Annotated in this window: 27 protein-coding genes, 1 tRNA gene and 1 pseudogene; 14 read left to right on the forward strand and 15 right to left on the reverse strand. The window is 69.1% G+C overall.

The window, feature by feature from the left end; translation table 11 throughout:
• Positions 1–2 precede the first annotated feature (2 nt).
• From paaA to IQ210_RS10775, 6 genes are all read left to right on the forward strand, one after another.
• The gene (gene paaA, locus IQ210_RS10750; protein WP_194078683.1) at positions 3–989 is read left to right on the forward strand and encodes a 1,2-phenylacetyl-CoA epoxidase subunit PaaA; all 987 of its coding nucleotides are present in this window, start codon (positions 3–5) and stop codon (positions 987–989) included.
• On the forward strand, positions 986–1273 hold the full coding sequence (gene paaB, locus IQ210_RS10755) for a 1,2-phenylacetyl-CoA epoxidase subunit PaaB (protein WP_037614825.1): 288 nt from the start codon (positions 986–988) through the stop codon (positions 1271–1273). Before paaA ends, paaB begins: the two co-directional genes overlap by 4 nt.
• The gene (gene paaC / locus IQ210_RS10760; RefSeq protein ID WP_322656341.1) at positions 1270–2004 is read left to right on the forward strand and encodes a 1,2-phenylacetyl-CoA epoxidase subunit PaaC; all 735 of its coding nucleotides are present in this window, start codon (positions 1270–1272) and stop codon (positions 2002–2004) included. The genes paaB and paaC overlap by 4 nt, the downstream gene beginning before the upstream one ends.
• Positions 1998–2519 carry a 1,2-phenylacetyl-CoA epoxidase subunit PaaD gene (gene paaD / locus IQ210_RS10765; protein ID WP_194078684.1) on the forward strand — a complete coding sequence of 174 codons (522 nt, stop codon included), beginning with the start codon at positions 1998–2000 and terminating at the stop codon, positions 2517–2519. The genes paaC and paaD overlap by 7 nt, the downstream gene beginning before the upstream one ends.
• Complete coding sequence (locus IQ210_RS10770) at positions 2519–3577, forward strand: 2Fe-2S iron-sulfur cluster-binding protein (RefSeq protein WP_194078685.1); 1059 nt, start codon at positions 2519–2521, stop codon at positions 3575–3577. The genes paaD and IQ210_RS10770 overlap by 1 nt, the downstream gene beginning before the upstream one ends.
• A 149-nt stretch (positions 3578–3726) precedes the next feature.
• Positions 3727–4860, forward strand: coding sequence for an acyl-CoA dehydrogenase family protein (locus IQ210_RS10775; RefSeq protein WP_194078686.1), 1134 nt, complete (start codon positions 3727–3729; stop codon positions 4858–4860).
• 10 nt (positions 4861–4870) lie between these two features.
• Here IQ210_RS10775 and IQ210_RS10780 read toward each other — a convergent pair whose 3' ends face one another.
• The 5 genes from IQ210_RS10780 to IQ210_RS10800 form a co-directional block, all read right to left on the reverse strand.
• Entirely contained in the window at positions 4871–5218 is a 348-nt protein-coding gene (locus IQ210_RS10780) for a rhodanese-like domain-containing protein (RefSeq protein ID WP_194078687.1), read from the reverse strand.
• Between the two features lie 71 nt (positions 5219–5289).
• Positions 5290–6156, reverse strand: a complete 867-nt coding sequence (locus tag IQ210_RS10785) for a J domain-containing protein (RefSeq protein WP_407699691.1) — start codon at positions 6154–6156, stop codon at positions 5290–5292.
• 143 nt (positions 6157–6299) lie between these two features.
• Positions 6300–6773: a hypothetical protein gene (locus IQ210_RS10790; protein ID WP_194078688.1), complete on the reverse strand. Its 474-nt coding sequence runs from the start codon at positions 6771–6773 to the stop codon at positions 6300–6302.
• A 19-nt stretch (positions 6774–6792) separates the two neighbouring features.
• Positions 6793–8226, reverse strand: a complete 1434-nt coding sequence (locus tag IQ210_RS10795; protein ID WP_194078689.1) for a DUF2252 domain-containing protein — start codon at positions 8224–8226, stop codon at positions 6793–6795.
• Positions 8227–8383: 157 nt separating this feature from the next.
• Positions 8384–8746 (reverse strand): winged helix-turn-helix transcriptional regulator, encoded by a 363-nt coding sequence (locus tag IQ210_RS10800; RefSeq protein WP_194078690.1) that lies wholly within the window; start codon positions 8744–8746, stop codon positions 8384–8386.
• A gap of 118 nt (positions 8747–8864) precedes the next feature.
• Here IQ210_RS10800 and IQ210_RS10805 point away from each other — a divergent pair, with 118 nt between their 5' ends.
• Positions 8865–9518, forward strand: coding sequence for an FMN-dependent NADH-azoreductase (locus IQ210_RS10805; RefSeq protein WP_194078691.1), 654 nt, complete (start codon positions 8865–8867; stop codon positions 9516–9518).
• A 137-nt stretch (positions 9519–9655) separates the two neighbouring features.
• Here IQ210_RS10805 and IQ210_RS10810 read toward each other — a convergent pair.
• Positions 9656–9739: transfer RNA gene (locus tag IQ210_RS10810), tRNA-Leu, on the reverse strand.
• A gap of 489 nt (positions 9740–10228) precedes the next feature.
• Here IQ210_RS10810 and IQ210_RS10815 point away from each other — a divergent pair.
• From IQ210_RS10815 to pknB, 6 genes are all read left to right on the forward strand, one after another.
• Positions 10229–11107 (forward strand): FhaA domain-containing protein, encoded by an 879-nt coding sequence (locus IQ210_RS10815; RefSeq protein ID WP_194078692.1) that lies wholly within the window; start codon positions 10229–10231, stop codon positions 11105–11107.
• 10 nt (positions 11108–11117) lie between these two features.
• A complete protein-coding gene (locus tag IQ210_RS10820; RefSeq protein ID WP_079312234.1) occupies positions 11118–11630 on the forward strand; it encodes an FHA domain-containing protein FhaB/FipA in 513 nt (170 codons plus the stop codon).
• A 95-nt stretch (positions 11631–11725) separates the two neighbouring features.
• On the forward strand, positions 11726–13294 hold the full coding sequence (locus IQ210_RS10825) for a Stp1/IreP family PP2C-type Ser/Thr phosphatase (protein WP_194078970.1): 1569 nt from the start codon (positions 11726–11728) through the stop codon (positions 13292–13294).
• 16 nt (positions 13295–13310) lie between these two features.
• Positions 13311–14762 carry an FtsW/RodA/SpoVE family cell cycle protein gene (locus IQ210_RS10830; protein ID WP_194078693.1) on the forward strand — a complete coding sequence of 484 codons (1452 nt, stop codon included), beginning with the start codon at positions 13311–13313 and terminating at the stop codon, positions 14760–14762.
• Positions 14759–16234, forward strand: coding sequence for a peptidoglycan D,D-transpeptidase FtsI family protein (locus IQ210_RS10835; RefSeq protein ID WP_194078694.1), 1476 nt, complete (start codon positions 14759–14761; stop codon positions 16232–16234). The genes IQ210_RS10830 and IQ210_RS10835 overlap by 4 nt, the downstream gene beginning before the upstream one ends.
• Positions 16235–16403: 169 nt before the next feature.
• Positions 16404–18404: a Stk1 family PASTA domain-containing Ser/Thr kinase gene (gene pknB / locus IQ210_RS10840; protein WP_194078695.1), complete on the forward strand. Its 2001-nt coding sequence runs from the start codon at positions 16404–16406 to the stop codon at positions 18402–18404.
• Positions 18405–18543: 139 nt separating this feature from the next.
• On the opposite strand, the gene IQ210_RS10845 is transcribed toward pknB, so the two are convergent.
• The 8 genes and pseudogenes from IQ210_RS10845 to IQ210_RS10875 form a co-directional block, all read right to left on the reverse strand.
• Positions 18544–18837 (reverse strand): hypothetical protein, encoded by a 294-nt coding sequence (locus IQ210_RS10845; protein ID WP_194078696.1) that lies wholly within the window; start codon positions 18835–18837, stop codon positions 18544–18546.
• Between the two features lie 526 nt (positions 18838–19363).
• Positions 19364–19532: pseudogene (locus tag IQ210_RS47175) on the reverse strand (IS5/IS1182 family transposase); the annotation flags it as partial.
• Positions 19533–19979: 447 nt separating this feature from the next.
• On the reverse strand, positions 19980–20717 hold the full coding sequence (locus IQ210_RS10850; RefSeq protein ID WP_194078697.1) for a class E sortase: 738 nt from the start codon (positions 20715–20717) through the stop codon (positions 19980–19982).
• Between the two features lie 14 nt (positions 20718–20731).
• Complete coding sequence (locus IQ210_RS10855) at positions 20732–21838, reverse strand: class E sortase (RefSeq protein WP_194078698.1); 1107 nt, start codon at positions 21836–21838, stop codon at positions 20732–20734.
• A complete protein-coding gene (locus IQ210_RS10860) occupies positions 21835–22473 on the reverse strand; it encodes an aminodeoxychorismate/anthranilate synthase component II (RefSeq protein WP_037754359.1) in 639 nt (212 codons plus the stop codon). Before IQ210_RS10860 ends, IQ210_RS10855 begins: the two co-directional genes overlap by 4 nt.
• Complete coding sequence (locus IQ210_RS10865) at positions 22470–22667, reverse strand: hypothetical protein (protein WP_165951216.1); 198 nt, start codon at positions 22665–22667, stop codon at positions 22470–22472. The genes IQ210_RS10860 and IQ210_RS10865 overlap by 4 nt, the downstream gene beginning before the upstream one ends.
• 17 nt (positions 22668–22684) lie before the next feature.
• Positions 22685–23386, reverse strand: a complete 702-nt coding sequence (locus tag IQ210_RS10870; protein ID WP_194078699.1) for a class E sortase — start codon at positions 23384–23386, stop codon at positions 22685–22687.
• 19 nt (positions 23387–23405) lie between these two features.
• Positions 23406–24185 carry a DUF881 domain-containing protein gene (locus IQ210_RS10875; RefSeq protein ID WP_194078700.1) on the reverse strand — a complete coding sequence of 260 codons (780 nt, stop codon included), beginning with the start codon at positions 24183–24185 and terminating at the stop codon, positions 23406–23408.
• A 141-nt stretch (positions 24186–24326) separates the two neighbouring features.
• Here IQ210_RS10875 and crgA point away from each other — a divergent pair, with 141 nt between their 5' ends.
• Positions 24327–24581, forward strand: coding sequence for a cell division protein CrgA (gene crgA, locus IQ210_RS10880; protein WP_059194346.1), 255 nt, complete (start codon positions 24327–24329; stop codon positions 24579–24581).
• A gap of 252 nt (positions 24582–24833) precedes the next feature.
• On the opposite strand, the gene IQ210_RS10885 is transcribed toward crgA, so the two are convergent.
• Positions 24834–25721: a rhomboid family intramembrane serine protease gene (locus IQ210_RS10885; RefSeq protein ID WP_194078701.1), complete on the reverse strand. Its 888-nt coding sequence runs from the start codon at positions 25719–25721 to the stop codon at positions 24834–24836.
• Positions 25722–25777 lie beyond the last annotated feature (56 nt).

The following is a 25777-nucleotide window of genomic DNA, read 5'->3' on the forward strand; positions in this document are numbered from 1 at the left end:
ACATGGCAACAGCAGCACAGGCGTACGACAGGACGGACACCGCCGGTCAGGACGCGTACGAGCGTGCCTTCGACGCCGCCGTGGCCGCCGACGAGCGCATCGAGCCGCGCGACTGGATGCCGGACGCCTACCGCGCGACGCTGGTCCGCCAGATCGCCCAGCACGCCCACTCCGAGATCATCGGCATGCAGCCGGAGGCGAACTGGATCACGCGCGCGCCCAGCCTGCGCCGCAAGGCCATCCTGATGGCCAAGGTCCAGGACGAGGCGGGTCACGGCCTGTACCTGTACAGCGCCGCCGAGACCCTCGGCACCGGCCGCGACGAGCTCCTCGACAAGCTCCACTCCGGCCGCCAGAAGTACTCCTCGATCTTCAACTACCCGACCCTGACCTGGGCGGACGTCGGCGCGATCGGCTGGCTCGTGGACGGCGCCGCGATCACCAACCAGGTCCCCCTGTGCCGCTGCTCCTACGGCCCGTACGCGCGCGCGATGGTCCGTATCTGCAAGGAGGAGTCCTTCCACCAGCGCCAGGGCTACGAGCTGCTGCTGGCCCTCAGCAAGGGCACCCCCGTGCAGCAAGCGATGGCGCAGGACGCGGTGGACCGCTGGTGGTGGCCGTCGCTGATGATGTTCGGCCCGCCCGACGACGAGTCCTCGCACTCCGCGCAGTCGATGGCCTGGAAGATCAAGCGGCACTCCAACGACGAACTGCGCCAGCGCTTCGTCGACATCTGCGTCCCGCAGGCCGAGTCCCTCGGCCTGACCCTCCCCGACCCGGACCTGAAGTGGAACGAGGAACGGGGACAGCACGACTTCGGCCCGATCGACTGGACCGAGTTCTGGGACGTCCTCAAGGGCAACGGCCCCTGCAACGAACAGCGGATCACCCAGCGCAGGCGCGCCCACGAAGAAGGCGCCTGGGTACGGGAGGCAGCGGCGGCCCACGCCGCCAAGCACGGCAACGGGACGGGAGAGCAGCAGGCATGACGAACACCGACTGGCCCCTGTGGGAGGTCTTCGTGCGCTCGCGCCGCGGCCTCTCCCACACCCACGCCGGCAGCCTGCACGCCCCGGACGCGGAACTCGCCCTGCGCAACGCCCGCGACCTGTACACCCGGCGCGGCGAGGGCGTCTCGATCTGGGTCGTCCCGTCGGCCGCGATCACCGCGTCCTCGCCGGACGAGAAGGACCCGTTCTTCGAACCGGCCGCCGACAAGCCGTACCGCCATCCCACGTTCTACGAGATCCCGGAGGGGGTGAAGCACCTGTGACCGCCGACGTGACCCTCGACGCGACCACGCGCACCGCCGCCCTGGCCCTCGGCGACGACGCCCTGGTGCTCTCCCACCGCCTCGGCGAATGGGCCGGCCACGCGCCCGTCCTTGAGGAGGAGGTCGCCCTCGCCAACATCGCCCTGGACCTGCTCGGCCAGGCCCGGGTGCTGCTGTCGATGGTCGGCGACGAGGACGAACTGGCGTACCTGCGCGAGGAGCGCGCCTTCCGCAACCTCCAGCTGGTGGAGCAGCCGAACGGCGACTTCGCCCACACCATCGCCCGCCAGCTCTTCTTCTCCACCTACCAGCACCTGCTGTACGCCGAACTGGCCGCCGGAGAGGGCCCGTTCGCGCCGCTCGCCGCGAAGGCCGTCAAGGAGGTCGCCTACCACCGCGACCACGCCGAGCAGTGGACCCTGCGGCTCGGCGACGGCACCGACGAGAGCCGGGAGCGGATGCTACGGGCGTGCACGGCGCTGTGGCGGTTCACCGGGGATATGTTCCAGCCGGTGACAGGCCTCGACGTCGACGGGGCGGCACTGGAGGCGGCCTGGCTCACGTCCGTGACAGCCGTCCTCGACCGCGCCACGCTCACGGTCCCCGAAGGACCGCGCACGGGCGCGTGGACGGCCGGAGCGGGCCGACAGGGCCTGCACACCGAGTCGTTCGGACGCATGCTCGCCGAGATGCAGCATCTGCACCGCAGCCACCCGGGGGCGTCATGGTGACCACGACCCCGCTGGAGGCGGAGCTGTTGGAGATCGCCGGCGCGGTCCCCGACCCCGAACTGCCCGTGCTCACCCTCCAGGAGCTCGGCGTCGTCCGCGCGGTGCACGCCCACGGCCCCGACACCGTCGAGGTCGAACTGACCCCGACCTACACCGGCTGCCCCGCCATCGAGGCGATGTCCCTCGACATAGAGCGGGCCCTGCACGCGCACGGCGTGCGGGACGTCACCGTCCGCACGGTGCTCACGCCCGCCTGGTCGACAGACGACATCTCGGCCGAAGGCCGCCGCAAACTCCAGGAGTTCGGCATAGCGCCCCCGCGCGTGCAGCGGACCGCGGGACCGGTCCCCCTGACCTTGGGAACCACCCGCACCCTGGACACGCCCCCCGTGCACTGCCCGCACTGCGGCTCCGCCGACACCGAACTGCTCAGCCGCTTCTCCTCCACCGCGTGCAAGGCGCTGCGCCGCTGCCTGGCCTGCCGTGAACCGTTCGACCACTTCAAGGAGTTGTGATGGCCCGCTTCCACGCGCTCCCGGTGGCGGCGGTCGACCGGCTCACCGACGACTCCGTCGCCCTCACCTTCACCGTGCCGCCGGAACTCGCCGAGGAGTACCGCCACGCCCCGGGCCAGCACCTCGCCCTGCGCCGCAGGGCCGACGGCACCGAGATCCGCCGCACCTACTCCATCTGCTCCCCGGCCCCGCACGGCGAGGCGCCCCGTCAACTCCGGGTCGGCGTACGGCTGGTGGAGGGCGGCGCGTTCTCGACGTACGCGCTGAAGGAGATCAACGTCGGCGACGAGCTGGAGGTGATGACCCCGGCGGGCCGCTTCACCCTGGCCCCCGCGCCCGGGCTGTACGCGGCGATCGTCGGCGGCAGCGGCATCACGCCGGTGCTGTCGATCGTCTCGACGCTGCTGGCCCGTGAACCGGCCGCCCGCTTCTGCCTGATCCGCAGCGACCGTACGGCCGCCTCGACGATGTTCCTGGACGAGGTCGCCGACCTGAAGGACCGCTACCCCGAGCGACTGCAACTGGTGACGGTCCTGTCCCGGGAGGAGCAGCAGGCGGGCCTGCCGTCCGGGCGCCTCGACCGTGAGCGGCTGACCGGACTGCTGCCCGCGCTGCTGCCGGTGGCGGACGTGGCGGGCTGGTTCCTGTGCGGGCCGTTCGGCCTGGTGCAGGGCGCGGAGCGGGCCCTCAAGGAGCTCGGCGTCGCGCGCACCCGTATCCACGAGGAGATCTTCCACGTCGACGCGGGCACCCCCACCGCCCCGACGACCCCCGCGCCCGCGCACAGCACGGTCACCGCCCGGCTCGACGGCCGCGGCGGCACCTGGCCCGTCCAGGACGGCGAGTCCCTCCTGGAGACGGTCCTGCGCAACCGCCCCGACGCCCCCTACGCCTGCAAGGGCGGGGTCTGCGGCACCTGCCGTGCCTTCCTCGTCTCCGGCGAGGTCCGCATGGACCGCAACTTCGCCCTGGAGCCGGAGGAGACGGAGGCCGGCTATGTGCTGGCGTGCCAGTCGCATCCGGCGACGGAGAAGGTGGAGCTGGACTTCGACCGGTAACCGTCAGCTCAGGAGACGGGCGGTGCCACGCCGTTCCCTTCTTCTAGAACCTGTTCTATCTTGACGGTCCGTCAGATCAGCTCGGCGGCCCTGTCCATGCTGTCCATGGGTCGCCTCGTCGATCGGCCACCCGTCGGGAGGACAGGACCGTGGACTTCAGCTTCACCGAGGAGCAGCAGGCGGCGGCCGAGGCGGCACGCGGGGTCTTCGCCGGGGTCGCACCGGACGCCGTCCCCAGCCCCGCGCTCGCCGTGGGCGCCGTCGCCGACACCTTCGACCGTGCGCTGTGGCAGAAGCTCGCGGACGCGGACCTGCTCAGCCTGCTGCTGGACGGCGCGTACGGCGGGGCGGGCCTGGACGCCGTCGCCCTGTGCCTGGTGCTGAGCGAGTCGGCGAGGGTGCTGGCCCGGGTTCCGCTGCTGGAGAGCAGCACCGCCATGGCCGCCGTACAGGCGTACGGCAGCGATGAGTTGAAGTCCGCTCTGCTGGAGCGGGCGGGCCGCGGCGAGCTGGTCCTCACGGTCGCCGCGAGCGGCCGCACCGGCCACGACCCGGCCGAACTCGCCGTGGCCGCACGGCAGGAGGGCGCCGAGTGGGTCCTGGACGGGATGCAGACGGCGGTGCCGTGGGCGTACGACGCCGACCTCGCCGTCGTCCCCGCGCACACGGCTGCCGGTCACACCGTGCTCGCGCTGGTGGCGCCGGGGAGTGCCGGGGTGGGCCTCGCCGAGCAGTTCTCCACGACGGGGGAGCGGCTGGGCGAACTGCGCCTGGAGTCGGCGCGGATCGCGGCGCGGGACGTGCTCGACGCGGACGATGCCTGGGAGTGGCTGCGTCATCTGCTGACCGTCGGGACCTGTGCGCAGGCGCTCGGGCTCGGTCAGCAAGTGCTGCGCATGACCAGCGAATACACCGGCAAGCGGGAGCAGTTCGGGTTCCCGGTCGCCACGTTCCAGGCGGTCGCCGTGCAGGCCGCCGACCGCTACATCGACCTCAAGGCCATGGAGGCCACCCTGTGGCAGGCCGCGTGGCGGCTCGGCTCCGGGACGCAAGGGACGCTGCCGGTTTCCGGTGAAGTCGCCGTCGCCAAGATCTGGGCCTCGGAGGGCGCCCGGCGGATCGTGCAGACGGCACAGCACCTGCACGGCGGCTTCGGCGCCGACGTCGACTACCCCCTGCACCGTTACCACGCCTGGGCCAAGCACCTGGAGCTGTCACTCGGCCCGGCGGCGGCCCACGAGGACGCCCTCGGCGACCTGCTGACGGCACACCCGCTGGGCTGAGGCCCGTCCGTTACAGGACGAAGGCGGGCGAGCCGTTGTCCGTCACCATCGGCCGACCCGCGCCCTCCCAGGCCAGCATGCCGCCGTCGATGTTCACCGCGTCGATGCCCTGCTGCACCAGATACTGCGTGACCTGCGCGGAACGGCCGCCGACGCGACACATCACATAGGCGCGCCGCCCCTCCGCCACCGCCTCGGTCACCTCACCGAACCGGGCCACGAAGGCGCTCATGGGGACGTGCAGGGCACCCTCGACATGCCCGGCGGCCCACTCATCGGCCTCACGGACGTCCAGCACGAGAGCGTCGGCCGGAACACCGGCGACGTCCACCGAAGGCAAAGCAGCACCAAAACTCATGGTCCGAGGCTACCTGAGCCCAGCCGAAGCCCTACTGCTCGGCGTACGCCCGACCCCGGCTGCTGCCGCGGCTACTGCCCCTGCAGCTCAGCCAGCTCCCGCTCCCGTTCCGCGACCTGTGCGAGCAGCTGCTCGGCGATCTCCTCCAGGAGACGGTCGGGGTCGTCCGGGGCGAGGCGGAGCATCGCGCCGATCGCGCTCTCCTCCAGCTCCCGCGCGACGACGGTCAGCAACTCCTTGCGCTGGGCGAGCCACTCGAGGCGGGCGTAGAGCTCCTCGCTCTCCGACGGCCCCTGCTCCGCCGGCTTGGGTCCGGCCTCCCACTCCTCGGCGAGCTCCCGCAGCAGCGGTTCGTCGCCGCGGCCGTAGGCGGCGTTGACGCGGGTGATGAACTCCTCGCGCCGGGCCCGCTCGGTCTCGTCCTGGGCCAGGTCGGGGTGGGCCTTGCGGGCCAGCTCGCGGTAGAGCTTGCGGGCCTCGTCGCTGGGCCGCACCCGCTGCGGGGGCCGCACCGGCTGGTCCGTGAGCATCGCCGCGGCCTCCGGGAACAGCCCGTCGCCGTCCATCCACCCGTGGAACAGCTCCTCCACCGCCGGCATCGGCATCACCCGGGCCCGGGCCTCGTCCGCCTTGCGCCGGTCCTCGGGATCTCCGCTGCGGGCGGCCCTGGCCTCGGCGATCTGCGCGTCCAACTCGTCGAGCCGGGTGTACATCGGGCCGAGCCTCTGGTGGTGCAGCCGCGAGAAGTTCTCGACCTCGACCCGGAAGGTCTCCACCGCGATCTCGTACTCGATCAGCGCCTGCTCGGCCGCCCGGACGGCCCGCTCAAGCCGCTCCTCGGGCCTGGGCTCACCGTCCTCCGGCCGGGGCGCACCCTCCTCGGGCACCGCCCGCGTCCCGCCGGCGACACCACCCTGCTCAGCTTCCGGGGTCGTCACCCGACCAGCGTAGGCCACACCCGAGGCGGCCCTTCCGACACGGCGTACGTCGGCCCGCACGCCCGGCCGACAAGGCACACGCCGACCCTCAACCCGTCCGGCATGGCACACGCCACTCCCACACCCACCCGGCACCGCACACGTCAGCCCCCACGGGCGTCCGGGCAGTCCGCCGGCACCCACTCGGCGACGAGGTCCCGGCACGCGACGACCAGCGTCCCCGGCCGGCACGCGACCTCATGGGTGCAGCCACCCTCGTACGGCAGCACCTCGTCGAGGATCACGTCTCCCAGCGCGGCCACGTCACAGACGTCCAGGACGTCCACCTGGAACCGCGAGACACCCATGTACCGGACGAGCAGGTCCTCGTCGTGCTTCCAGCAGTTGTGCCCGAAGCGGATCTCGATCTCCCCGTCGCCGGTCCGCCGCACCTGAAGCGGCTTGAGGTCCTTCACGCACCGCTTGCCGGAGAAGTCGTAGTGCCCCGGGTCGGTGGCGAAGGCGCGGGCCCCCGGCGGGAGGCTCTCCGCCAGTTCGGGGAGCCTCCCCAGGTAGGCCCGAGGGTCGATGATCCCGGTGACGTCCCCGTCCCGCCCGTCGAGATCGACGTACTTCATCACCTGCCCCCGAAGCTCCTCAGACCCCCATCTCCCCGGCGATCCGCCCCGACCGCACCGCCGCCACCAGCTCCGCGTGGTCCGCCTCCGTGCGGTCGGCGTAGGTGACGGCGAACGTCGCGATCGCCTCGTCCAGCTCCTCGCTCTTGCCGCAGTACCCGGCGACCAGGCGCGGGTCGGCGCTGTGGGAGTGGGCGCGGGCCAGGAGGGCGCCGGTCATGCGGCCGTAGTCGTCTATCTGGTCGGCGGCGAGCGCGGCGGGGTCGACGCTGCCCTTCCGGTTGCGGAACTGCCGTACCTGGAAGGGCCGGTCCTCGACCGTCGTCCAGCCCAGCAGGATGTCGCTGACGACCTGCATGCGCTTCTGCCCGAGCACCACCCGGCGGCCCTCGTGCCCGGCGACGGGCGCCTCGAAGCCAGCGGTCACCAGGTGCGGCAGCAGCGCCGAGGGGCGGGCCTCCTTCACCTGCAGGACCAGCGGTTCGCCGCGGTGGTCGAGGAGCAGGACGACGTACGAGCGGGTGCCCACGCTGCCTGTGCCGACGACCCGGAACGCGACGTCGTGGACCGCGTGGCGGGCCAGCAGCGGCAGGCGGTCCTCGGAGAGCGTGTCCAGGTACTCCTCCAGGGAGCCGGCGACGGCCGCGGCCTCCGCGTCCGGCACCCTGCGCAGCACCGGCGCCGCGTCGACGAAGCGGCGCCCGCCGGCCTCGGTCGGCTCGGTCGACTTCGCGGCGAACCGCCCGCTGGTGTTGGCCCGCGCCTTCTCCGAGACCCGCTGCAGGGTGCCGACCAGGTCATGGGCGTCGGTGTGGGAGACGAGCTCCTCGTCCGCGATGGCGTTCCACGCGTCCAGCACCGGGAGCTTGGCGAGCAGGCGCATGGTGCGGCGGTAGGCACCCACCGCGCCGTGCGCCGCCTGGCGGCAGGTGTCCTCGTCCGCGCCCGCCTCCCGGCCCGCGAGCACCAGCGAGGCCGCGAGCCGCTTGAGGTCCCACTCCCAGGGGCCCGGCACCGTCTCGTCGAAGTCGTTGAGGTCCATGACGAGGTCGCCGCGCGCGTCCCCGTAGAGACCGAAGTTGGCCGCGTGGGCGTCGCCGCAGATCTGGGCGACGATCCGGGTCATCGGGGTGCGTGCGAGGTCGTAGGCCATGAGTCCGGCCGAGCCGCGCAGGAACGCGAAGGGCGTGGCCGCCATCCGTCCGACGCGGATCGGGGTGAGGTCGGGAAGGCGTCCGCGGCTGGACTCCTCGACCGCGCCGACCGCGTCGGGGCGGGAGCCGTCCAGGTCGAGCGCGGCGTGCGCACTGCGCGGGACCTTGCCCCGCAGCGACTTGCCCTCCTCCTTGGGCGAACCCTGCGCGGGCCACGCGGCGAAGCCGCGCACCCGGGGCAGCCTGCGCCCCGCCTCCGCGGAAACCCGTACGCCAGCTTCTGCACCGACCTCGGTCACACCGACCGCCTCCCCCGAACACGCACGCGCCCGAACATCAACTCGTGCAGACCGTACAGCCGGTGGCCGAAACGCGTCAGACCCTGTGGACAACTCCACAGCTGTGGAAAACCCGCCGCGCCCTCTGCCGTGGACCAGCCGCGACACCGGCCGGCTCTCAGCAACCGCCCCCGAGCGCCTCGTCCGGCAGATACCGCTTCGCCCACCGCCCCAGCTCCGCGAACGCCGGCTCCAGCGCGGCCCCCGCCTCCGTCAGCCGGTACGACACCCGCAGCGGCGGCCCCTCGTCGACCTCGCGCACGACGAGTCCCGCGGCGGCGAGCTCGGTGAGGCGGTCGGACAGCATCCGTTCGCTGATGCCGGGAACCGCCCGGCGCAGATCGACGAAGTACGCCGGTCCCGGGGTGAGGACGGCCACGATCGGCCCGGTCCAGCGCTTCCCCAGCAGCTGGAAGACGCGGCTGATCCCGTCGTCGACCCGCTTGCACGCCTCGGTGCCGTGAATCAGCTCGCCCGCCATGCCCCCAGGGTACTGCCCTGTTCGTAGGGGGATGAAAAAAAGTAAGTCCCTGTGTTATTCATAGTCGGGTACGAATTGTTAGCCGCTCACAGCGCAAACCTCTTCCCTGGAGACCTTCATGGCCACGCTGCTCCACATCGACTCCTCCGTGTTCCCGCACGGCGCCTCCGCCTCCCGCTCCGTCACGGACGCCTTCCGCAGGACCTGGGAGGAGCAGCACCCGCAGGGCACGGTGATCTACCGCGACCTCTCCACCGACCCGGTGCCGCACCTCACCGCCGACGCCCACCTCGCCGGCTTCTCCGATCCCGCGACCCACACCCCCGAGCAGGCGGCCGCCTTCGCCGCGCGCGTGGCGCTCATCGAGGAGCTGGAGGGGGCGGACGCGGTACTGATCGGCGCCCCCATGTACAACTTCGCGATCCCGTCGACCCTGAAGGCCTGGCTGGACAACGTGATGCTCGCGGGCCGCACCTTCATGGCGGAGGACTCGAAGATCAAGGGGATCCCGGTCACCGTCGTCGCCAGCCGCGGCGGCTCGTACGCGCCGGGCACCCCGCGCGAGGACTACGAGTACGTGCAGAACTACCTGCGGGCCGTCCTCGCCGACTCCCTCGGCCTGGAACTCGACTTCATCGTCCCGGAGCTGACCATGGCCCCGCAGAACCCGGCGATGGCCGAACTGGTCCCCCTCTACGAGGCCTCCCGCGAGCGCGCCCTCGAGGACGCCGAGACCAAGGCGAAGGCGGTCGCCGAGCGCCTGGCCGCCTAGGTTCACTTCGTGTGATTGTCCTCACCACACAGTCCGGGGCGAGAACACCACACAGTCCGGGGCGAGGACACCACACGGCCCGGGCCGAGGACAACGAGAAAGCCCCCCAGGTCCGAGACCTGGGGGGCTTCCAGCTGTGCGCGAGGGGGGAGTTGAACCCCCACGCCCTTGCGGGCACTGGAACCTGAATCCAGCGCGTCTGCCTATTCCGCCACCCGCGCATTGGGTGTGTCCTCAGGCCCTGCTCCCTTGCGGGTCCGGCGCCTTCCGACATCCAGAACATTAGCACGCTGCCAGGGGTGGGTTCACATCCCTTTCCCCAGGGCAGCCACCGACCAGGACGTTCACCGGACGGCACCGAACCTCCGCCCCTCCGGCTACGTATCAACGTCGACCGGTTCACGTATCAACCTCGTACCGGTCCCGTCCGTCTCCCCAGGAGCCGGTCGGGGTCCACAGTCAGGTGCGGGACACTGGTCTGCGGCCGCCTCTACGATCCTTGACAGGAGGAGTCGGCCCGCGGGAGTTCGAAGAGGAGCTCCACAGGGAACTTCGGAGGCGTCGACACCCGTCGACGGGGCCGACAGGGGGAACCAGCCGATTCACCGGCGCGTGGATACGATCAGTAAGCAGTACCAGGTGCAGTACCAGGTAAGGCAGTACCCGCTCTGCGGGGTGCAGGACGGCAGCAGCTACGGAGGAGGTGCCCCATGGGAGTCCTGAAGAAGTTCGAGCAGCGTCTCGAAGGTCTGGTCAACGGCACCTTCGCCAAGGTGTTCAAGTCCGAGGTCCAGCCCGTGGAGATCGCCGGCGCGCTCCAGCGCGAGTGCGACAACAACGCGACGATCTGGAACCGCGACCGGACCGTCGTACCCAACGACTTCATCGTGGAGCTGAGCACGCCGGACTTCGAGCGGCTCAGCCCCTACTCCGGCCAGCTCGGCGACGAGCTCGCCGGCATGGTCCGCGACTACGCCAAGCAGCAGCGCTACACCTTCATGGGCCCGATCAAGGTCCACCTGGAGAAGGCCGACGACCTCGACACCGGCCTGTACCGGGTGCGCAGCCGTACGCTCGCCTCCTCCACCAACCAGCAGGCCCCCGGCACCCCGGGAGCGCCCGCCGCCCCGGCCGCCCGGCCCACGGCGCCGAGCGGCTACGGCTACCCGCCGGCCGCCGCGCCCGCGGGCGCCCCTCCCATGCCGGCCGCGCCGCCCCCCGGCGGACGCCCCGGCGGCTACGGCTACCCGCAGCCCGCCCAGGCCCCGCGCTCCGGCGGACCCGCCGGTGCCCCGGCGCCCGGCGGCCGCACCCGCCACTGGATCGAGATCAACGGCGCCCGCCACCAGATCTCCCGCGCGACGCTCGTGCTGGGCCGCAGCACCGAGGCCGACGTGCGGATCGACGACCCCGGCGTCTCCCGCCGGCACTGCGAGATCCGGACCGGTTCGCCCTCGACGATCCAGGATCTCGGGTCCACCAACGGCATCGTGGTGGACGGACAGCACACCACCCGCGCTACGCTCCGCGACGGCTCGCGGATCGTCGTGGGCAGCACCACCGTTATCTATAGGCAAGCCGAAGGGTGAAGCGGGGGCAATGTCAGAGCTGACCCTCACGGTCATGCGGCTGGGTTTCCTGGCCGTACTGTGGCTGTTCGTGATCGTGGCCGTGCAGGTCATCCGCAGCGACCTGTTCGGTACGCGCGTCACCCAGCGCGGCTCCCGGCGTGAGGCCGCCCGGCCGCAGCAGGCCCAGCGGCAGCAGGCGCCCCCGCAGCAGCGCCAGCAGAGCGCCGGCGGCCGCCGCGGCCGCAACGCCCCCACCAAGCTGGTCGTCTCCGAGGGCACCCTCACCGGCACCACCGTCGCGCTCCAGGGCCAGACCATCACGCTCGGCCGGGCGCACGACAGCACCATCGTGCTGGACGACGACTACGCCTCCAGCCGCCACGCGCGGATCTACCCGGACCGGGACGGCCAGTGGATCGTCGAGGACCTCGGCTCCACCAACGGCACGTACCTGGACCGGAGCCGGCTGACGACCCCCACACCGATTCCGCTGGGCGCGCCGATCCGCATCGGCAAGACCGTCATCGAGCTGCGGAAGTAGTGCTACATCATGAATAGGCGCGAGCGGAGCGAGCACGCAGCGGCCCCCACCCCGGGCCCCGGCGCGCTCCCGACCGGAGGGTGGGCACCGTGCGGATGTATCCGGAGCCGACGGGCGAGGTGCGCATGAGTCTGTCACTGCGCTTCGCCGCCGGATCGCACAAAGGCATGATCCGGGAGGGCAACGAGGACTCCGGATACGCCGGACCCCGACTGCTCGCGATCGCCGACGGCATGGGCGGCGCCGCCGCCGGTGAGGTCGCCTCCTCCGAGGCCATCTCCACCATCGTCGCCCTCGACGACGACGTCCCCGGCTCCGACGTCCTCACCTCCCTCGGCATCGCCGTGCAGCGCGCCAACGACCAGCTGCGCTCCATGGTGGAAGAGGACCCGCAGCTGGAGGGCATGGGTACGACGCTCACCGCCCTCCTCTGGACCGGGCAGCGCCTCGGCCTCGTCCACGTCGGCGACTCCCGCGCCTACCTGCTGCGCGACGGCGTCCTGACCCAGATCACGCAGGACCACACCTGGGTGCAGCGCCTCGTCGACGAGGGCCGCATCACCGAGGAAGAGGCCACCACCCACCCCCAGCGCTCCCTCCTCATGCGGGCACTGGGCAGCGGCGAGCACGTCGAGCCCGACCTCTCCATCCGCGAGGTCCGCGCCGGCGACCGCTACCTGATCTGCTCCGACGGCCTCTCCGGCGTCGTCTCCCACCAGACGCTGGAAGACACGCTCGCCAGCTACCAGGGCCCGCAGGAGACCGTGCAGGAGCTCATCCAGCTCGCCCTGCGCGGCGGCGGCCCCGACAACATCACCGTCATCGTCGCCGACGTCCTCGACCTCGACACCGGGGACACCCTCGCCGGGCAGCTCTCCGACACCCCCGTCGTGGTCGGCGCCGTCGCCGAGAACCAGCTCCAGGTGCACGACAACGGCATCATGCAGACCCCCGCCGGACGGGCCTCCGGGCTCGGCCGCCAGGTGCCCGGACAGGGCGGCGGGGGCGGCGAGTTCGGCCCGCCCGGCTCCGGCGACGTGACCGGTTTCATCTCCACCGACGGCTTCGGCGGCTACTCCGACGACGACTTCGTCAAGCCCCGCAAGGGCCGTAAGTGGCTGAAGAGATCCCTCTACATCGCGCTCGCCCTCGGCGTCATCGGCGGCGGGCTCTACGGCGGCTACCGCTGGACCCAGACCCAGTACTACGTCGCCGCCAACGGCGACCATGTCGCCCTCTACCGCGGCATCAGCCAGGACCTCGCCTGGGTCTCGCTGTCGAAGGTGGAGAAGGACTACCCGAAGATCGAACTCAAGTACCTGCAGCCGTACCAGCAGGAGCTCGTCGAGAACACCATCGCGGAGGGCGGTCTGAAGACCGCGCAGAAGAAGATCGACGAACTCTCCGTGCAGGCCTCCGCGTGCCGCAAGGTGGCCGAGGCGCAGGCGACCGAGAGCGAGAAGAACTCCAAGACCGGTGAGGGCGAGGCCGGCGGGACCACGGGAACCACCCGTTCCTCCCTGACGTCCAAGGCATCGCCCAGCCCGACCACCTCGACCTCACCGTCCCCGAACGCGTCCGCAACCCCGACCGCGCCCACTCCCACCCCCGGCCCCACGCTCTCCGACGAGGAGAAGCAGGTCGCGGGCAAGTGCGGTACGTGAGAGGCCCCGTCACACGATGAGCAGTACCACCAACTCGCCGACGCACCACACGTCCACGATCGGCTCGATCGGCACGCCGAGCCGGCGCAACACCGAGCTCGCGCTGCTCGTGTTCGCCGTCGTCATCCCGGTGTTCGCCTACGCCAACGTGGGCCTCGCCATCAACGACGAGCTGCCTGCCGGTCTGCTGGGCTACGGCCTCGGGCTCGGCCTGCTCGCGGGCGTCGGCCATCTCGCCGTACGGAAGTTCGCGCCGTACGCGGATCCGTTGCTGCTGCCGCTGGCTACGTTGCTGAACGGGCTCGGGCTGGTGGCCATCTGGCGACTGGACCAGTCGAAGCTGCTCCAGCAGATCGGACAGGCCGGCGGCAAGGCGACGAACCAGCTGATCTACACCGCGCTGGGTATCGCCCTCTTCATCGCCGTGCTGGTCTTCCTCAAGGACCACCGCACCCTGCAGCGCTACACCTACATCTCCATGGTGGGCGCGCTGTTCCTGCTCCTGCTCCCGCTCGTCCCGGGCCTCGGCGCCGACATCACCTACGGCGCCAAGATCTGGATCCAGGTCGGCAGCTTCACCATCCAGCCCGGTGAGTTCGCCAAGATCGTTCTGGCGGTCTTCTTCGCCGGGTATCTGATGGTGAAGCGGGACGCGCTGGCCCTCGCCAGCCGACGCTTCATGGGCCTGTACCTGCCCCGTGGACGCGACCTCGGCCCGATCATCGTCGTCTGGATGATCTCGATCCTCATCCTGGTCTTCGAGACCGACCTCGGTACATCCCTGCTGTTCTTCGGGATGTTCATCATCATGCTGTACGTCGCCACCGAGCGGACCAGCTGGATCGTCTTCGGCCTGCTGATGTCCGCCGCCGGCGCCGTCGGCGTGGCCAGCTTCGAACCGCATGTCCAGACCCGTGTCCAGGCCTGGCTCGACCCGATGCACGAGTACCTGCTCAGCCGCAACGGCAGCAACGACGGCATCGTCCACTCCGAGCAGGCCATGCAGGCTCTGTGGGCCTTCGGCTCCGGCGGCACCCTCGGCACCGGCTGGGGCCAGGGGCACTCCGAGCTCATCCGCTTCGCCGCCAACTCCGACTTCATCCTCGCCACGTTCGGCGAGGAACTGGGCCTGGCCGGCGTCATGGCGATCCTGCTGATCTACGGGCTGATCGTGGAGCGCGGCATCCGTACCTCGCTCGCGGCCCGCGACCCCTTCGGCAAACTGCTGGCGGTCGGCCTGTCCGGCGCCTTCGCGCTCCAGGTCTTCGTCGTCGCCGGCGGTGTCATGGGCCTCATCCCGCTGACCGGTATGACGATGCCGTTCCTGGCGTACGGCGGATCCTCCGTCATCGCCAACTGGGCGCTCATCGGCATTTTGATCCGCATCAGCGACACCGCGCGCCGCCCGGCCCCCGCCCCCGCTCCGAACCCCGACGCCGAGATGACCCAGGTGGTCCGCCCGTCATGAACAAGCCCCTGCGCCGGATCGCACTCTTCTGCGGGCTCCTGGTCCTCGCCCTGCTCATCCGCGACAACTGGCTCCAGTACGTCAAGGCCGACGAGCTCAGGACCGACACCGACAACCGCCGCGTCGCCATCGAGCGCTATGCCACCCCGCGCGGCGACATCATCGTCGACGGCAAGGCCATCACGGGCCACGCCGAGACCACCACCGGCGACTTCAAGTACAAGCGCACCTACAAGAACGGCGCCATGTGGGCCCCGGTCACCGGGTTCGTCTCGCAGTCCTACGGCGCCAACCAGCTCGAGTCCATCGAGGACGGCATCCTCACCGGCAACGACGACCGGCTCTTCTTCCGCAACACCCTCGACATGATCACGGGCAAGGCGAAGGAGGGCGGCAACGTCGTCACCACCCTCAACGCCGCCGCCCAGAAGGCCGCCTACGAGGGGCTCGCCAAGCGCGGCAAGGGCGCCGTCGTCGCCCTGGAGCCGTCCACCGGCAAGATCCTGGCGCTGGCCTCCTACCCGTCGTACGACCCGGGAACGATCGCCGGCGGCGGCGACTCGGACGCCGAGGCCTGGAAGAAGCTCGACAAGAAGAACAACCCCGACGACCCGATGCTCAACCGGGCCCTGCGCGAGGTCTACCCGCCCGGCTCGACCTTCAAGGTCGTCACCGCGGCGGCGGCCCTGGAGAACGGCCTGTACAGCGACGCCGACGAGAAGACGAAGTCGCCGCTGCCCTGGGTCATGACGGGCACCCGGACCGAGCTGAAGAACGAGGGCAACATCCCCTGCGAGAACGCCACCATGCGCGTCGCCCTGCAGTGGTCCTGCAACACCGTCTTCGGCAAGATCGGCGCCGACCTCGGCAACGACAAGATGCTTGAAGAGGCCAAGAAGTTCGGCTTCGACGAGGAGCAGTTCACCCCCGTTCGCTCCAGCGCCTCCGTCTTCTCCGACGACATGGAGCCCTCGCAGGTCGCCCTGTCCTCCATCGGCCAGTACAACACCGCCGCCACCCCGCTGCAGATGGCCATGGTCGCCTCCGCGGTCGCCAACGACGGCAAGCTCATGAAGCCGTACATGGTCGACGAGCTCCAGGCCCCGAACCTGGACACCATCGCGAAGAACGACCCGGCCGAGCTCAGCCAGCCGCTGTCGCCGGAGAACGCCCAGGTCCTGCAGTCGATGATGGAGACCGTGGTCGAGAAGGGCACCGGTACGACCGCACAGATCGGCAACGGAGTCACGGTCGGCGGCAAGACCGGTACCGCCCAGCACGGCGAGAACAACAGCAAGAACCCGTACGCCTGGTTCATCTCGTACGCCAAGCTCGCCGACGGCAGCAAGCCGGTCGCCGTGGCCGTGGTCGTCGAGGACGAGAGCGCGGTCCGCGAGAACATCTCCGGCAGCGGCCTCGCGGCACCGATCGCCAAGAGCGTGATGGAGGCGGTCATCAACTCCAAGAAGTGACCCCGCTCACGTCCCCTTCACATCGGTGCACGTTGCGATACCGGTCCTGTATCGGGTGACGGGCTTGGCCAGGTCACACAAAGCCAGCCGGGTACGGTAGGCCCGGACGGCAGCCCCCGACCGCACACCAGTGCCGGTCGGGACCGACGGAGAGGGCTGGTAGGGAACTATGGAAGAGCCGCGTCGCCTCGGCGGCCGGTACGAACTGGGCCAGGTGCTCGGTCGTGGTGGCATGGCGGAGGTCTACCTCGCGCATGACACCCGTCTCGGCCGCACCGTGGCGGTGAAGACGCTGCGCGCCGACCTCGCGCGCGACCCGTCCTTCCAGGCCCGGTTCCGCCGGGAGGCCCAGTCGGCCGCCTCGCTCAACCATCCCGCGATCGTCGCGGTCTACGACACGGGCGAGGACTACATCGACGGGGTCTCGATCCCGTACATCGTCATGGAGTACGTCGACGGCTCCACGCTCCGTGAGCTGCTCCACTCCGGCCGCAAGCTCCTGCCGGAGCGGGCGATGGAGATGACGATCGGCATCCTCCAGGCCCTGGAGTACTCCCACCGCAACCAGATCGTCCACCGCGACATCAAGCCGGCCAACGTCATGCTGACGCGCAACGGCCAGGTCAAGGTCATGGACTTCGGCATCGCCCGCGCGATGGGCGACTCCGGCATGACGATGACCCAGACGTCCGCGGTCATCGGCACGGCGCAGTACCTGTCGCCGGAGCAAGCGAAGGGCGAGCAGGTCGACGCCCGCTCGGACCTCTACTCCACGGGCTGCCTGCTGTACGAGCTGCTGACGGTCCGCCCCCCGTTCGTGGGCGACTCCCCTGTCGCGGTGGCCTACCAGCACGTCCGCGAAGAGGCCCAGCCCCCGTCGGTCTTCGACCCCGAGATCACGCCAGAGATGGACGCGATCGTGTTGAAGGCCCTGGTCAAGGACCCGAACTACCGCTACCAGTCCGCCGACGAGATGCGCATCGACATCGAGGCGTGCCTGGACGGCCAGCCGGTCGCGGCGACGGCGGCGATGGGTTCGGTCGGCTACGGCGGCTACCCCGACGACCAGCCGACGACCGCGCTCCGCTCGACGGACGCCGGCGCCACGTCGATGCTCCCGCCGATGAACCCGGACGACCCGGGCTACGGCGGCTACGACGACCGCCCCGACCGCCGCCGCCAGAAGAAGAACAACACCTCCACAATCCTGCTGGTCGTGGCCGCGGTCCTGGTCCTGATCGGCGCGATCCTGATCGGGAAGTGGGCGTTCAGCGGTAATAACGCGGCCGATGACAAGGTGGCGGTGCCGACATTCATCGGCGAGACGCAAGCGAACGCCAAGACCATGGCGACGAACAGCGATCTACAGCTGACCTTCACCAAGAAGGAGTGCGAGGACCAGCCCAAGGGCAACATCTGCGACCAGAACCCCGACGCGGGCACCAAGGTCGACAAGAAGTCGACCGTCGAGTTGGTGGTCTCGACGGGCGCCCCGAAGGTCACCGTGCCGAGTGTCATCGGGGACCAGTTCGACGAGGCCAAGGCGAGGCTCGAGGGCGACGAATTCGGGCTGGTCGTCAAGAAGAAGGAGAAGGAGTCCACGGAGGAAACCGGCTCCGTCCTCGACCAGACCCCGGTCTTCGGCAAGCAGGTCGAGAAGGGTTCCACAATCACCCTCACGGTCGCCGTCGAGATCCAGAAGTCCACGGTGCCGGACGTCGCGGGCAAGACCTGCGACGAGGCCAAGGCCCTGATGACGCAGAACAACCTCACCGGCAACTGCGTCACCGACACGGAGACCGACGACGCCAACCTGGTCGACAAGGTCATCAGCACCGACCCGGGCATCGGCAACTCAGTCGACAAGGGCTCGACGGTGACGATCCACCTTGGGAAGAAGAGCGAGAAGGCCAAGGTTCCGAACGTCGTCGGACAGACGGTGCAGCAGGCCAAGCAGACTCTGCAGGCCCAGGGCTTCACCAACATCCAGTTCGCCAACGGCAGCGACCAGAGCAACAACGCGTTCGTCACAGACCAGGACCCGGACGCGAACAACGAGGTCGACGACCCGGCCGGCACGACCATCACGCTGACCACCATCGGCACCGGTGGCAACAACGGCGGCGGCAACAACGGCGGCACCAACTTCTTCGGCGGCACGACCGGATAGGCGTCCCGCACCGAGGAACGAGCCTCTACACATCGCAAAAGTCCCGGAACCAGAACGGTTCCGGGACTTTTCACTGTAGCCCACGGGCTTCTTCAACTACCGGGCTGGCTTCTTGATGCTCGCCCGAGCTGACAGCTGCTCAGGACCAGTCCCTGCAGTAGTTGAGCTTTTCGTCACCCTCGAAGCGGGCTACCTCAACACCAGTGGCCTCGATGCCGTATTCGTCCCGAGCGGTGGTGCTGAGAGTGAGGGTTTCGCCCTTACCCGAGGTGAGGGAGTGCCACTTCCACGTCACAACCGCCGAGTTCCCGACCTCCTTGGTGATGAGGCGAACCCTCACGTGGTGTCCGTCGGCGAGAGTGTCCGTGACCGACAGCGAGATGCCGAATTCCAGGTACGGCCAGATTTCCCCAGAGGGGTAGTCCGCCGACATGCCGCCACTCGCGCCTGTTGTCGAGCAGCTAGCGGTCGCGTCCGCTGCGGACGCCTGACCGGTGAACGCGACCGTGAGCACGGCCGTCGCGGCGCAAGCGGTAGCCATGCGCGTGCGAGTTCTCATATCGCTTTTTCCTCTACCTTGCTGGTGGCCCAATCCCTCTCGGACGCCCCCCAGTGATCAACATTGATGATCACCTAAAGGCTTGGACAAGGACAACCAAATATCAAACAGTTGACCGATATTGGGCTGCCCCCTGCGCGCCTACCGAGCAACCCAACCCATGGGCGGCACACAAGAGCTTCCTTTCCTTGAGCACCCAGCCTCCACCTGATGGACACATTCATGTGGATTTGAAATAGAAGGCTTCCTCAGGAGGTAACCCGACACCACTCGACAGCGGGAAGGCGAGGGACGTTAACCACCTGGCCGCCGATCCCACGTGATGGCTGGAAATGATCTATTAAAGGGCTTCACAAGGCGGTGAACTGGCAGGTCTGGGCCCGTAATCGCGGCCTCGTCGTCATGATGCGAGGGCGAGGTTATGCGTGTGGGTGGCGGCCTGGACCGCGTGGTGGAGGCCATCGCCCCGCTGCCGGCAGTCGCAAAGGTTCTTGTAGTTCTTCATCCGGCCGATCACATGCTCCACCCGCTGCACGCACCTTCCGGCGGGCGGCCTTGTCATCCTCCTCGTCAGTTCCTCGGACGGCGCCCAGGCCGTGTCCACCTAGTCGAGCCCAACCGCCCCACACCACCTACCGATAGCGGCTCGTGTATGCCAGCCCCACTCGTTGATCGGATGGGGCGGGGTGTCGAGCTCTGCCCTGGCCACGCGGCCACGCCCCGAGCGCAAGGGCAGAACGTGATCAACGAAACCGCACCTGATCGAACCCTCGAGCGAGCACCGTCAGAATTGATCGCCCTTCGGGCCGGAGTCCCGCGCATCGAGCAGCGGCTCCAAGCACAACGAGCGGTTGCAGAGGCTCGAAGGGGTATGGGACTACTGGCCTGCCATCGGAGTCATGGCCGCCATGAACGGCCGAGGAGGAGTGGCGCGCCGGTGAGCCGCTGAGGGTCCTGGAGTAGCCACGACGACATGACAAGGCTCGCTAAGCGACTGACTTCCTCATGGAGGCCAGTCAACGCAGCTCCTTAGGCAACGTCCGCTCCCCGTCCACCTTCTCCACCCGCACCAGCTCCCCCCACACCACATACCGATACCGCGACGTGTACACCGGCGTGCAGGTCGTCAGGGTGATGTACTTGCCGGCCTTCTTCTTGCCCGACTCCTTCGGGATGGCGCCCAGTACCTTGACGTTGTACTTCGACGTCTCCGGCAGGATCGCGTACGCCTTGTAGACGTACCACTTGTCCTTCGTCTCGAAGACGATCGGGTCGCCCTTCTCGATCTTGTCGATGTTGTGGAACTTGGCGCCGTGGCCGTCGCGGTGGGCGGCAAGCGAGAAGTTGCCGTCCTTGTCCGACATGGGGAGCGTGGCCTTCACCGGGTCCGTGTAGTAGCCGGCCACACCGTCGTTCAGGATCTTCGTCGACGTGCCCTTCTCCACCAGGACCTCCCCGTTCTTCATCGCGGGGACGTGGAGGAAGCCGATGCCGGCGCCGGTGTCCAGGGCTCCCGGCCCCGTGTTCTGGGCCCAGTTGTCGCGGACCTTGTCGGCCTGTTTGTCGGCCGCGCGGTCGGCGATGACGTTCGTCCACCACAGGGAGTAGACGACGAACAGGCCCAGGATCAGGCCCGCCGTGATGAGGAGTTCACCGAAGACACTGATCGCCGTCGCGATCGGACCCATGCCGCGGCGGCGCGGAGCGGGAGGCGTGGTGTCGGTGTGCTCTTGGTGGTCGGTGGTGGCTGCCACTTGGTCATCTGCCCTTAATTGACGAGCGCATCCGGCTTGCCCTTGCTGCGCGGCCGTTCCTCGACCATCTTGCCCCAGACGATCAACCGGTACTTGCTGGTGAACTCCGGTGTGCAGGTGGTCAGCGTGATGTAGCGGCCCGGCTCCTTGAAACCGGACTGCGGCGGCACCGGGTTCAGCACGCTCGTGTTGCTCGGCGACGTCACCGGTAGCGACGACGTCATCTTGTAGACGAAATAGTCGTCCTGCGTCTCCACGACGATCTCGTCGCCCTTGGCCAGGCGGTTGATGTACCGGAACGGCTCGCCGTGCGTGTTGCGGTGGCCCGCCAGCCCGAAGTTGCCGGTCTTCGCACTCGGCATCGCCGTCTTCAGCGCGCCCTCCGAGTAGTGGCCCACCATGCCCCGGTCGAGCACCTTCTTGTTGCTCACGCCCTCGGCTATCGGCACGACCACGTCCAGCTTCGGGATGTGGAGAAGGGCGAAGCCCTGCCCGGGCTCGAACTCGCCCGGCGCCCGCTTCCCGCTCTCCCACTCCTCCTGGAGGTTGCTCGCCTCCTTGCCGGCCTGCGCGTGCGCCCGGACGTTCGTCCACCACAACTGGTAGGTCACGAACAGCAGCATCAGCACACCGGTGGTGATGAACACCTCACCGATCGCCCGGCTCGCGAGCACCCCGGGGCTGGGCTTGCGGGCCTTCGCCCGCCGACGCGCCTCGACACGGGAGAGCGGTGCGGAGGACTCCTCGTCGTCCGCAGGCTCTGTCGAGGGCCTCGCTCCGCCCCCATGACGCCCGCCACGCCGCTTGGCGGCCTTTCTACGGGCCGCACGGCCGCCCGGGGTGACATCGGATACCCGTGTGACGGACGAGGCCTCAGAGGCCGATATGGACTCCGGCGGGTCCGGTATCCGCAACGCCACCGTCTCGTCATCAGCAGGCGGCACATAAGGCTCGTACGGCTCCTGCGATTCGTACGGCCCCTGCGGCTCGTACGACGGCGGCTCGTACGACGCCGACGGCTGATGCGCCCCCTCGTACCACTCCCCAAGCGCACCGGCACCCTCGTACGACTGCTCCCCGTACGAGGTCCCGGACTCGCGCTCGGGGCGCAGTGCGGTCACGCCGTGGCCCTGCCCACCACCGGGGCCAGCCCCGCAGATCGCGCCACCGCACCCTGGTCGCCGCACTCCACCAGCCAGTTGGCCAGCATCCGGTGACCGTGCTCGGTGAGCACCGACTCGGGGTGGAACTGCACGCCCTCGACAGGCAGTTCACGGTGCCGGAGGCCCATGATGATGCCGTCGTGCGTCCGGGCCGTGACCTCGAGTTCGGCGGGCACCGTCGCCGGCTCCGCCGCCAGCGAGTGATAGCGCGTCGCCGTGAACGGGCTCGGCAGGCCGGCGAACACGCCCTTGCCCTCGTGCTCCACCAACGACGTCTTGCCGTGCAGCAGCTCCGGCGCGCGGTCCACGACCCCGCCGTACGCCACCTGCATCGACTGCATGCCGAGGCAGACGCCGAAGACCGGCACCCCGGTCGCCGCGCAGTGGCGGACCATCTCGATGCAGACGCCCGCCTCCTCCGGCGTCCCCGGGCCCGGCGACAGCAGGACGCCGTCGAAGCCGTCCTGGGCGTGCGCCGTCGACACCTCGTCGTTGCGCAGCACCTCGCACTCGGCGCCCAGCTGGTACAGGTACTGCACCAGGTTGAAGACGAAGCTGTCGTAGTTGTCGACGACGAGAATCCGCGCACTCACTGGTTGTCCACCGTCACATCGTTGAAGGGCAGCAGCGGTTCGGCCCACGGGAAGACGTACTGGAAGAGGACGTAGACCACCGCAAGCGCCAGCACGAGTGAGAGCAGCGCCTTCACCCACGCGTTCCCCGGCAGATGCCGCCAGATCCAGCCGTACATGCCGTCCCTTCCGTCGCACCACGGCACCAGACTCACGCCGTACAGCCAACAGACTAACGGCGCAGCGCCTCCGGTTTCCCTGCCTCCACAGGCTGTGTGGAGTCCAGATGCGCCCAGACGATCAACCGGTGGCTGTGACCCCACTCCGGATCGCACGTGGTCAGGGTGAGATAGCGGCCCGACCTCTGGTACCCGGACTTACGTGGCACAGGATCGATCACCTCAACGTCCGTGGGTACGGTTTTGTAGGGCCCTTTGTCGATCCGATACGTGAACCAGGTCGTCCCGTCCGTCAGCACCACCGCGTCCCCGCGCCGCAGCTTCGGGAAGTCCTTGAACGGGTCGCCGTACGTCCGCCGGTGCCCCGCCACCGAGAAGTTGCCCTCCTGGCCCAGCTGCGCGGTGCGCGCGTAGTGGCCGAGGCCCTTCTTCAGCGTCCCGACCCCGGTGCCCTCCAGCACGGGCTTGTTCCACGTGAAACCAAGACGCGGGATGTACATGATCGCGAAGGGCTTGTCCTTCTTGTACGGCGCCGGAGCGGACGGACTCGCCGACGACTGGGAACCCCCCGTGCCCTTCGGCTGCTCGACACTCCCCTTCGACCACTGCTCCTGAAGCTGGTCGATCTGCTCGCCCATGACGTCGTCGGCCTTCACACCGGTCCAGAAGAGCACGTAGACCACGAACAGGACTATGACCGCGCCTACCGTGATGCAGAGCTCGCTGAGGGTCCTGACGACGAGACGTACTCGCACCGGCGGCTCCCGAAGAGACCTACTCCACAGGCTTGGCGTACTGCAGATCCACTGTGCCCGAGTAGCCGGGCAGAGTCACCGCTCCGTCGTCCTCGACTTTCCATCCGAGGCCGTAGACGTTGACGTAGACCATGTAGTTCTGGATCGCCTTGCTGGCGGCCAGCGACTGCTTCAGCTGCTCCGGGTCCCCGACCGCCGTGATCTTGTACGGCGGTGAGTAGACCCGGCCCTGGAGGATCAGCGTGTTGCCCACGCAGCGCACGGCGCTGGTGGAGATCAGCCGCTGGTCCATGACCTTGATGCCCTGGGCGCCGCCCTGCCACAGCGCGTTGACCACGGCCTGGAGGTCCTGCTGGTGGATGACCAGGTAGTCGGGCTGCGGCTCGGGATAGCCGGGGAGCTTGGCCGTCGCGTCCGGCGGGGCGTCGTTGAGCGTGACGCTGATCGCCTCGCCCTTCAGCTTCTGGGTGCCCGCCTTCTTCTCCAGCGCCGTCAGCTTCTCGTCCTCGGCCTTGGTCGAACCGTCGTCCCGTTCGGCCAGCGCCTCGACGTCGTCGCGCAGGGCGCCGTTGGACTCGTCGAGCTGACCGTTCTTGTGGCTGCGCTCCAGGATCAGGTCCGAAAGTTTCAGCAGCGAGGCATCCGTGCGGATGTTGGTGCCCTTGGCCGTATTGAAACTGGTGAAGAAAATGAGCCCCGCGAGCGCGAAGACGGCCACCGTGAGCAGCCGCACGGGCCGGAAACGTCGGCCGCGGGCAGGGGTGGATCCCATCCCCTGGGGGTTGGCAGAATTGCTCAACGTACCCTTATCTCCTTCGGCGCCGCGGAAGCACTACGCTAACGGACGCCCGGGGGAGCACTAAGTGTCCCCTTGTACGCTGCCCCGAGCCCGACCCAGCTACCTGCGCGGCCACGCAGCGCATCGACAGGAGAGACCCTCGTGCCGAAGTCACGTATCCGCAAGAAGGCCGATTACACGCCGCCGCCGGCGAAGCAGGCGACCAGCATCAAGCTGAACAGCCGCGCCTGGGTCGCGCCCGTGATGCTGGCCCTGTTCGTCATCGGGCTGGCCTGGATCGTCGTCTTCTATGTGACGGACGGCTCGCTGCCCATCGACGCGCTGGACAACTGGAACATCGTGGTGGGCTTCGGCTTCATCGCCGCCGGATTCGGCGTTTCCACACAGTGGAAGTAGCTCTGCCCCGAGCTGTTCGCTGAGTTATCCACAGATCGCGAAAGTATCCACAGGCTACCTGGGGACAATAGAACGACGATCTGTGGATAACTCACAGAGGGTTGACGCCGGTACGACTGCCACACCGGCCCCCGCAAACCTGTTCGCCCCCTGCCTGACCTGCGGAAACACAGGTCAGGCAGGGGGCACAGTTGTTCGCGCACACTATGCACAAGATTCGCAACCCGCTGTGGACAACGGGGCTTTTCGAGCTCAGGTGAGCTGGGCCGTGCGCAGCAGAGTCATGACGATGACCGCGATGAGGACGACCGCGCAGGTCCCGTACTGGACGAGGGCGCGGCGTTCGCGCGGGGCGTGGACCATGGCGTAGCCGATGACGACGCCGCCGACGAGGCCGCCGATGTGGGCCTGCCAGGAGATGTTGGCCCAGCCGAAGGTGAAGATCAGGTTGATGACCAGCAGCGCGATCACGGGCCGCATGTCGTACTGGAGGCGGCGCATGAGGACGGCCGTGGCGCCGAAGAGGCCGAAGATGGCGCCGGAGGCACCGAGCGAGGGCTGGTTCGGCTCGGCGAGCAGGTAGGTGAGGGCGCTGCCGGCGAGGCCGGAGACGAAGTAGAGCGCGAGGTAGCGGGCGCGGCCGAGGGCTGCTTCGAGGGGGCCGCCGATCCACCACAGGCTGAGCATGTTGAAGATGATGTGGATGTAGCTGCCGTGGAGGAACATCGCGGTCAGGAGCCGGTACCACTGGCCTTCGGCGACGCCTTCGACGTCGCCCAGGAGCGGGACGTAGGCCCGTCCGATGAGGTCGAAGCTGTCGGTGAAACGGTCGCCGACGGAGAGTTGGACGAAGTAGGCGGCGAGGCACAGGCCGATGAGGATCTTGGTGATCAGGCGCGGGTCGGCGGTGACCGTCCCTCCGGCGACCGTGCGGGGCGTGGCCGCGTCCGGGGCGTGGCCGGTGCCGGAGCCGTTGCGGACGCAGTCGGGGCACTGGAAGCCGACGGAGGCGCTGATCATGCATTCGGGGCAGATGGGGCGTTCGCAGCGGGTGCAGCGGATGCCGGTCTCGCGGTCGGGGTGGCGGTAGCAGCCGGGCAGGCCCTGTTCCTGCTGCGGGCTGCCTGGCGCCTGGTCCATGAGGTCGTCCCCTACGTCGTCGTATGCAATGAAACCGCCCCGTCCATCCTTACGGA

This window comes from Streptomyces justiciae, assembly GCF_015163075.1.
In the GTDB taxonomy this organism is placed as follows: Bacteria; Actinomycetota; Actinomycetes; order Streptomycetales; family Streptomycetaceae; genus Streptomyces; species Streptomyces justiciae.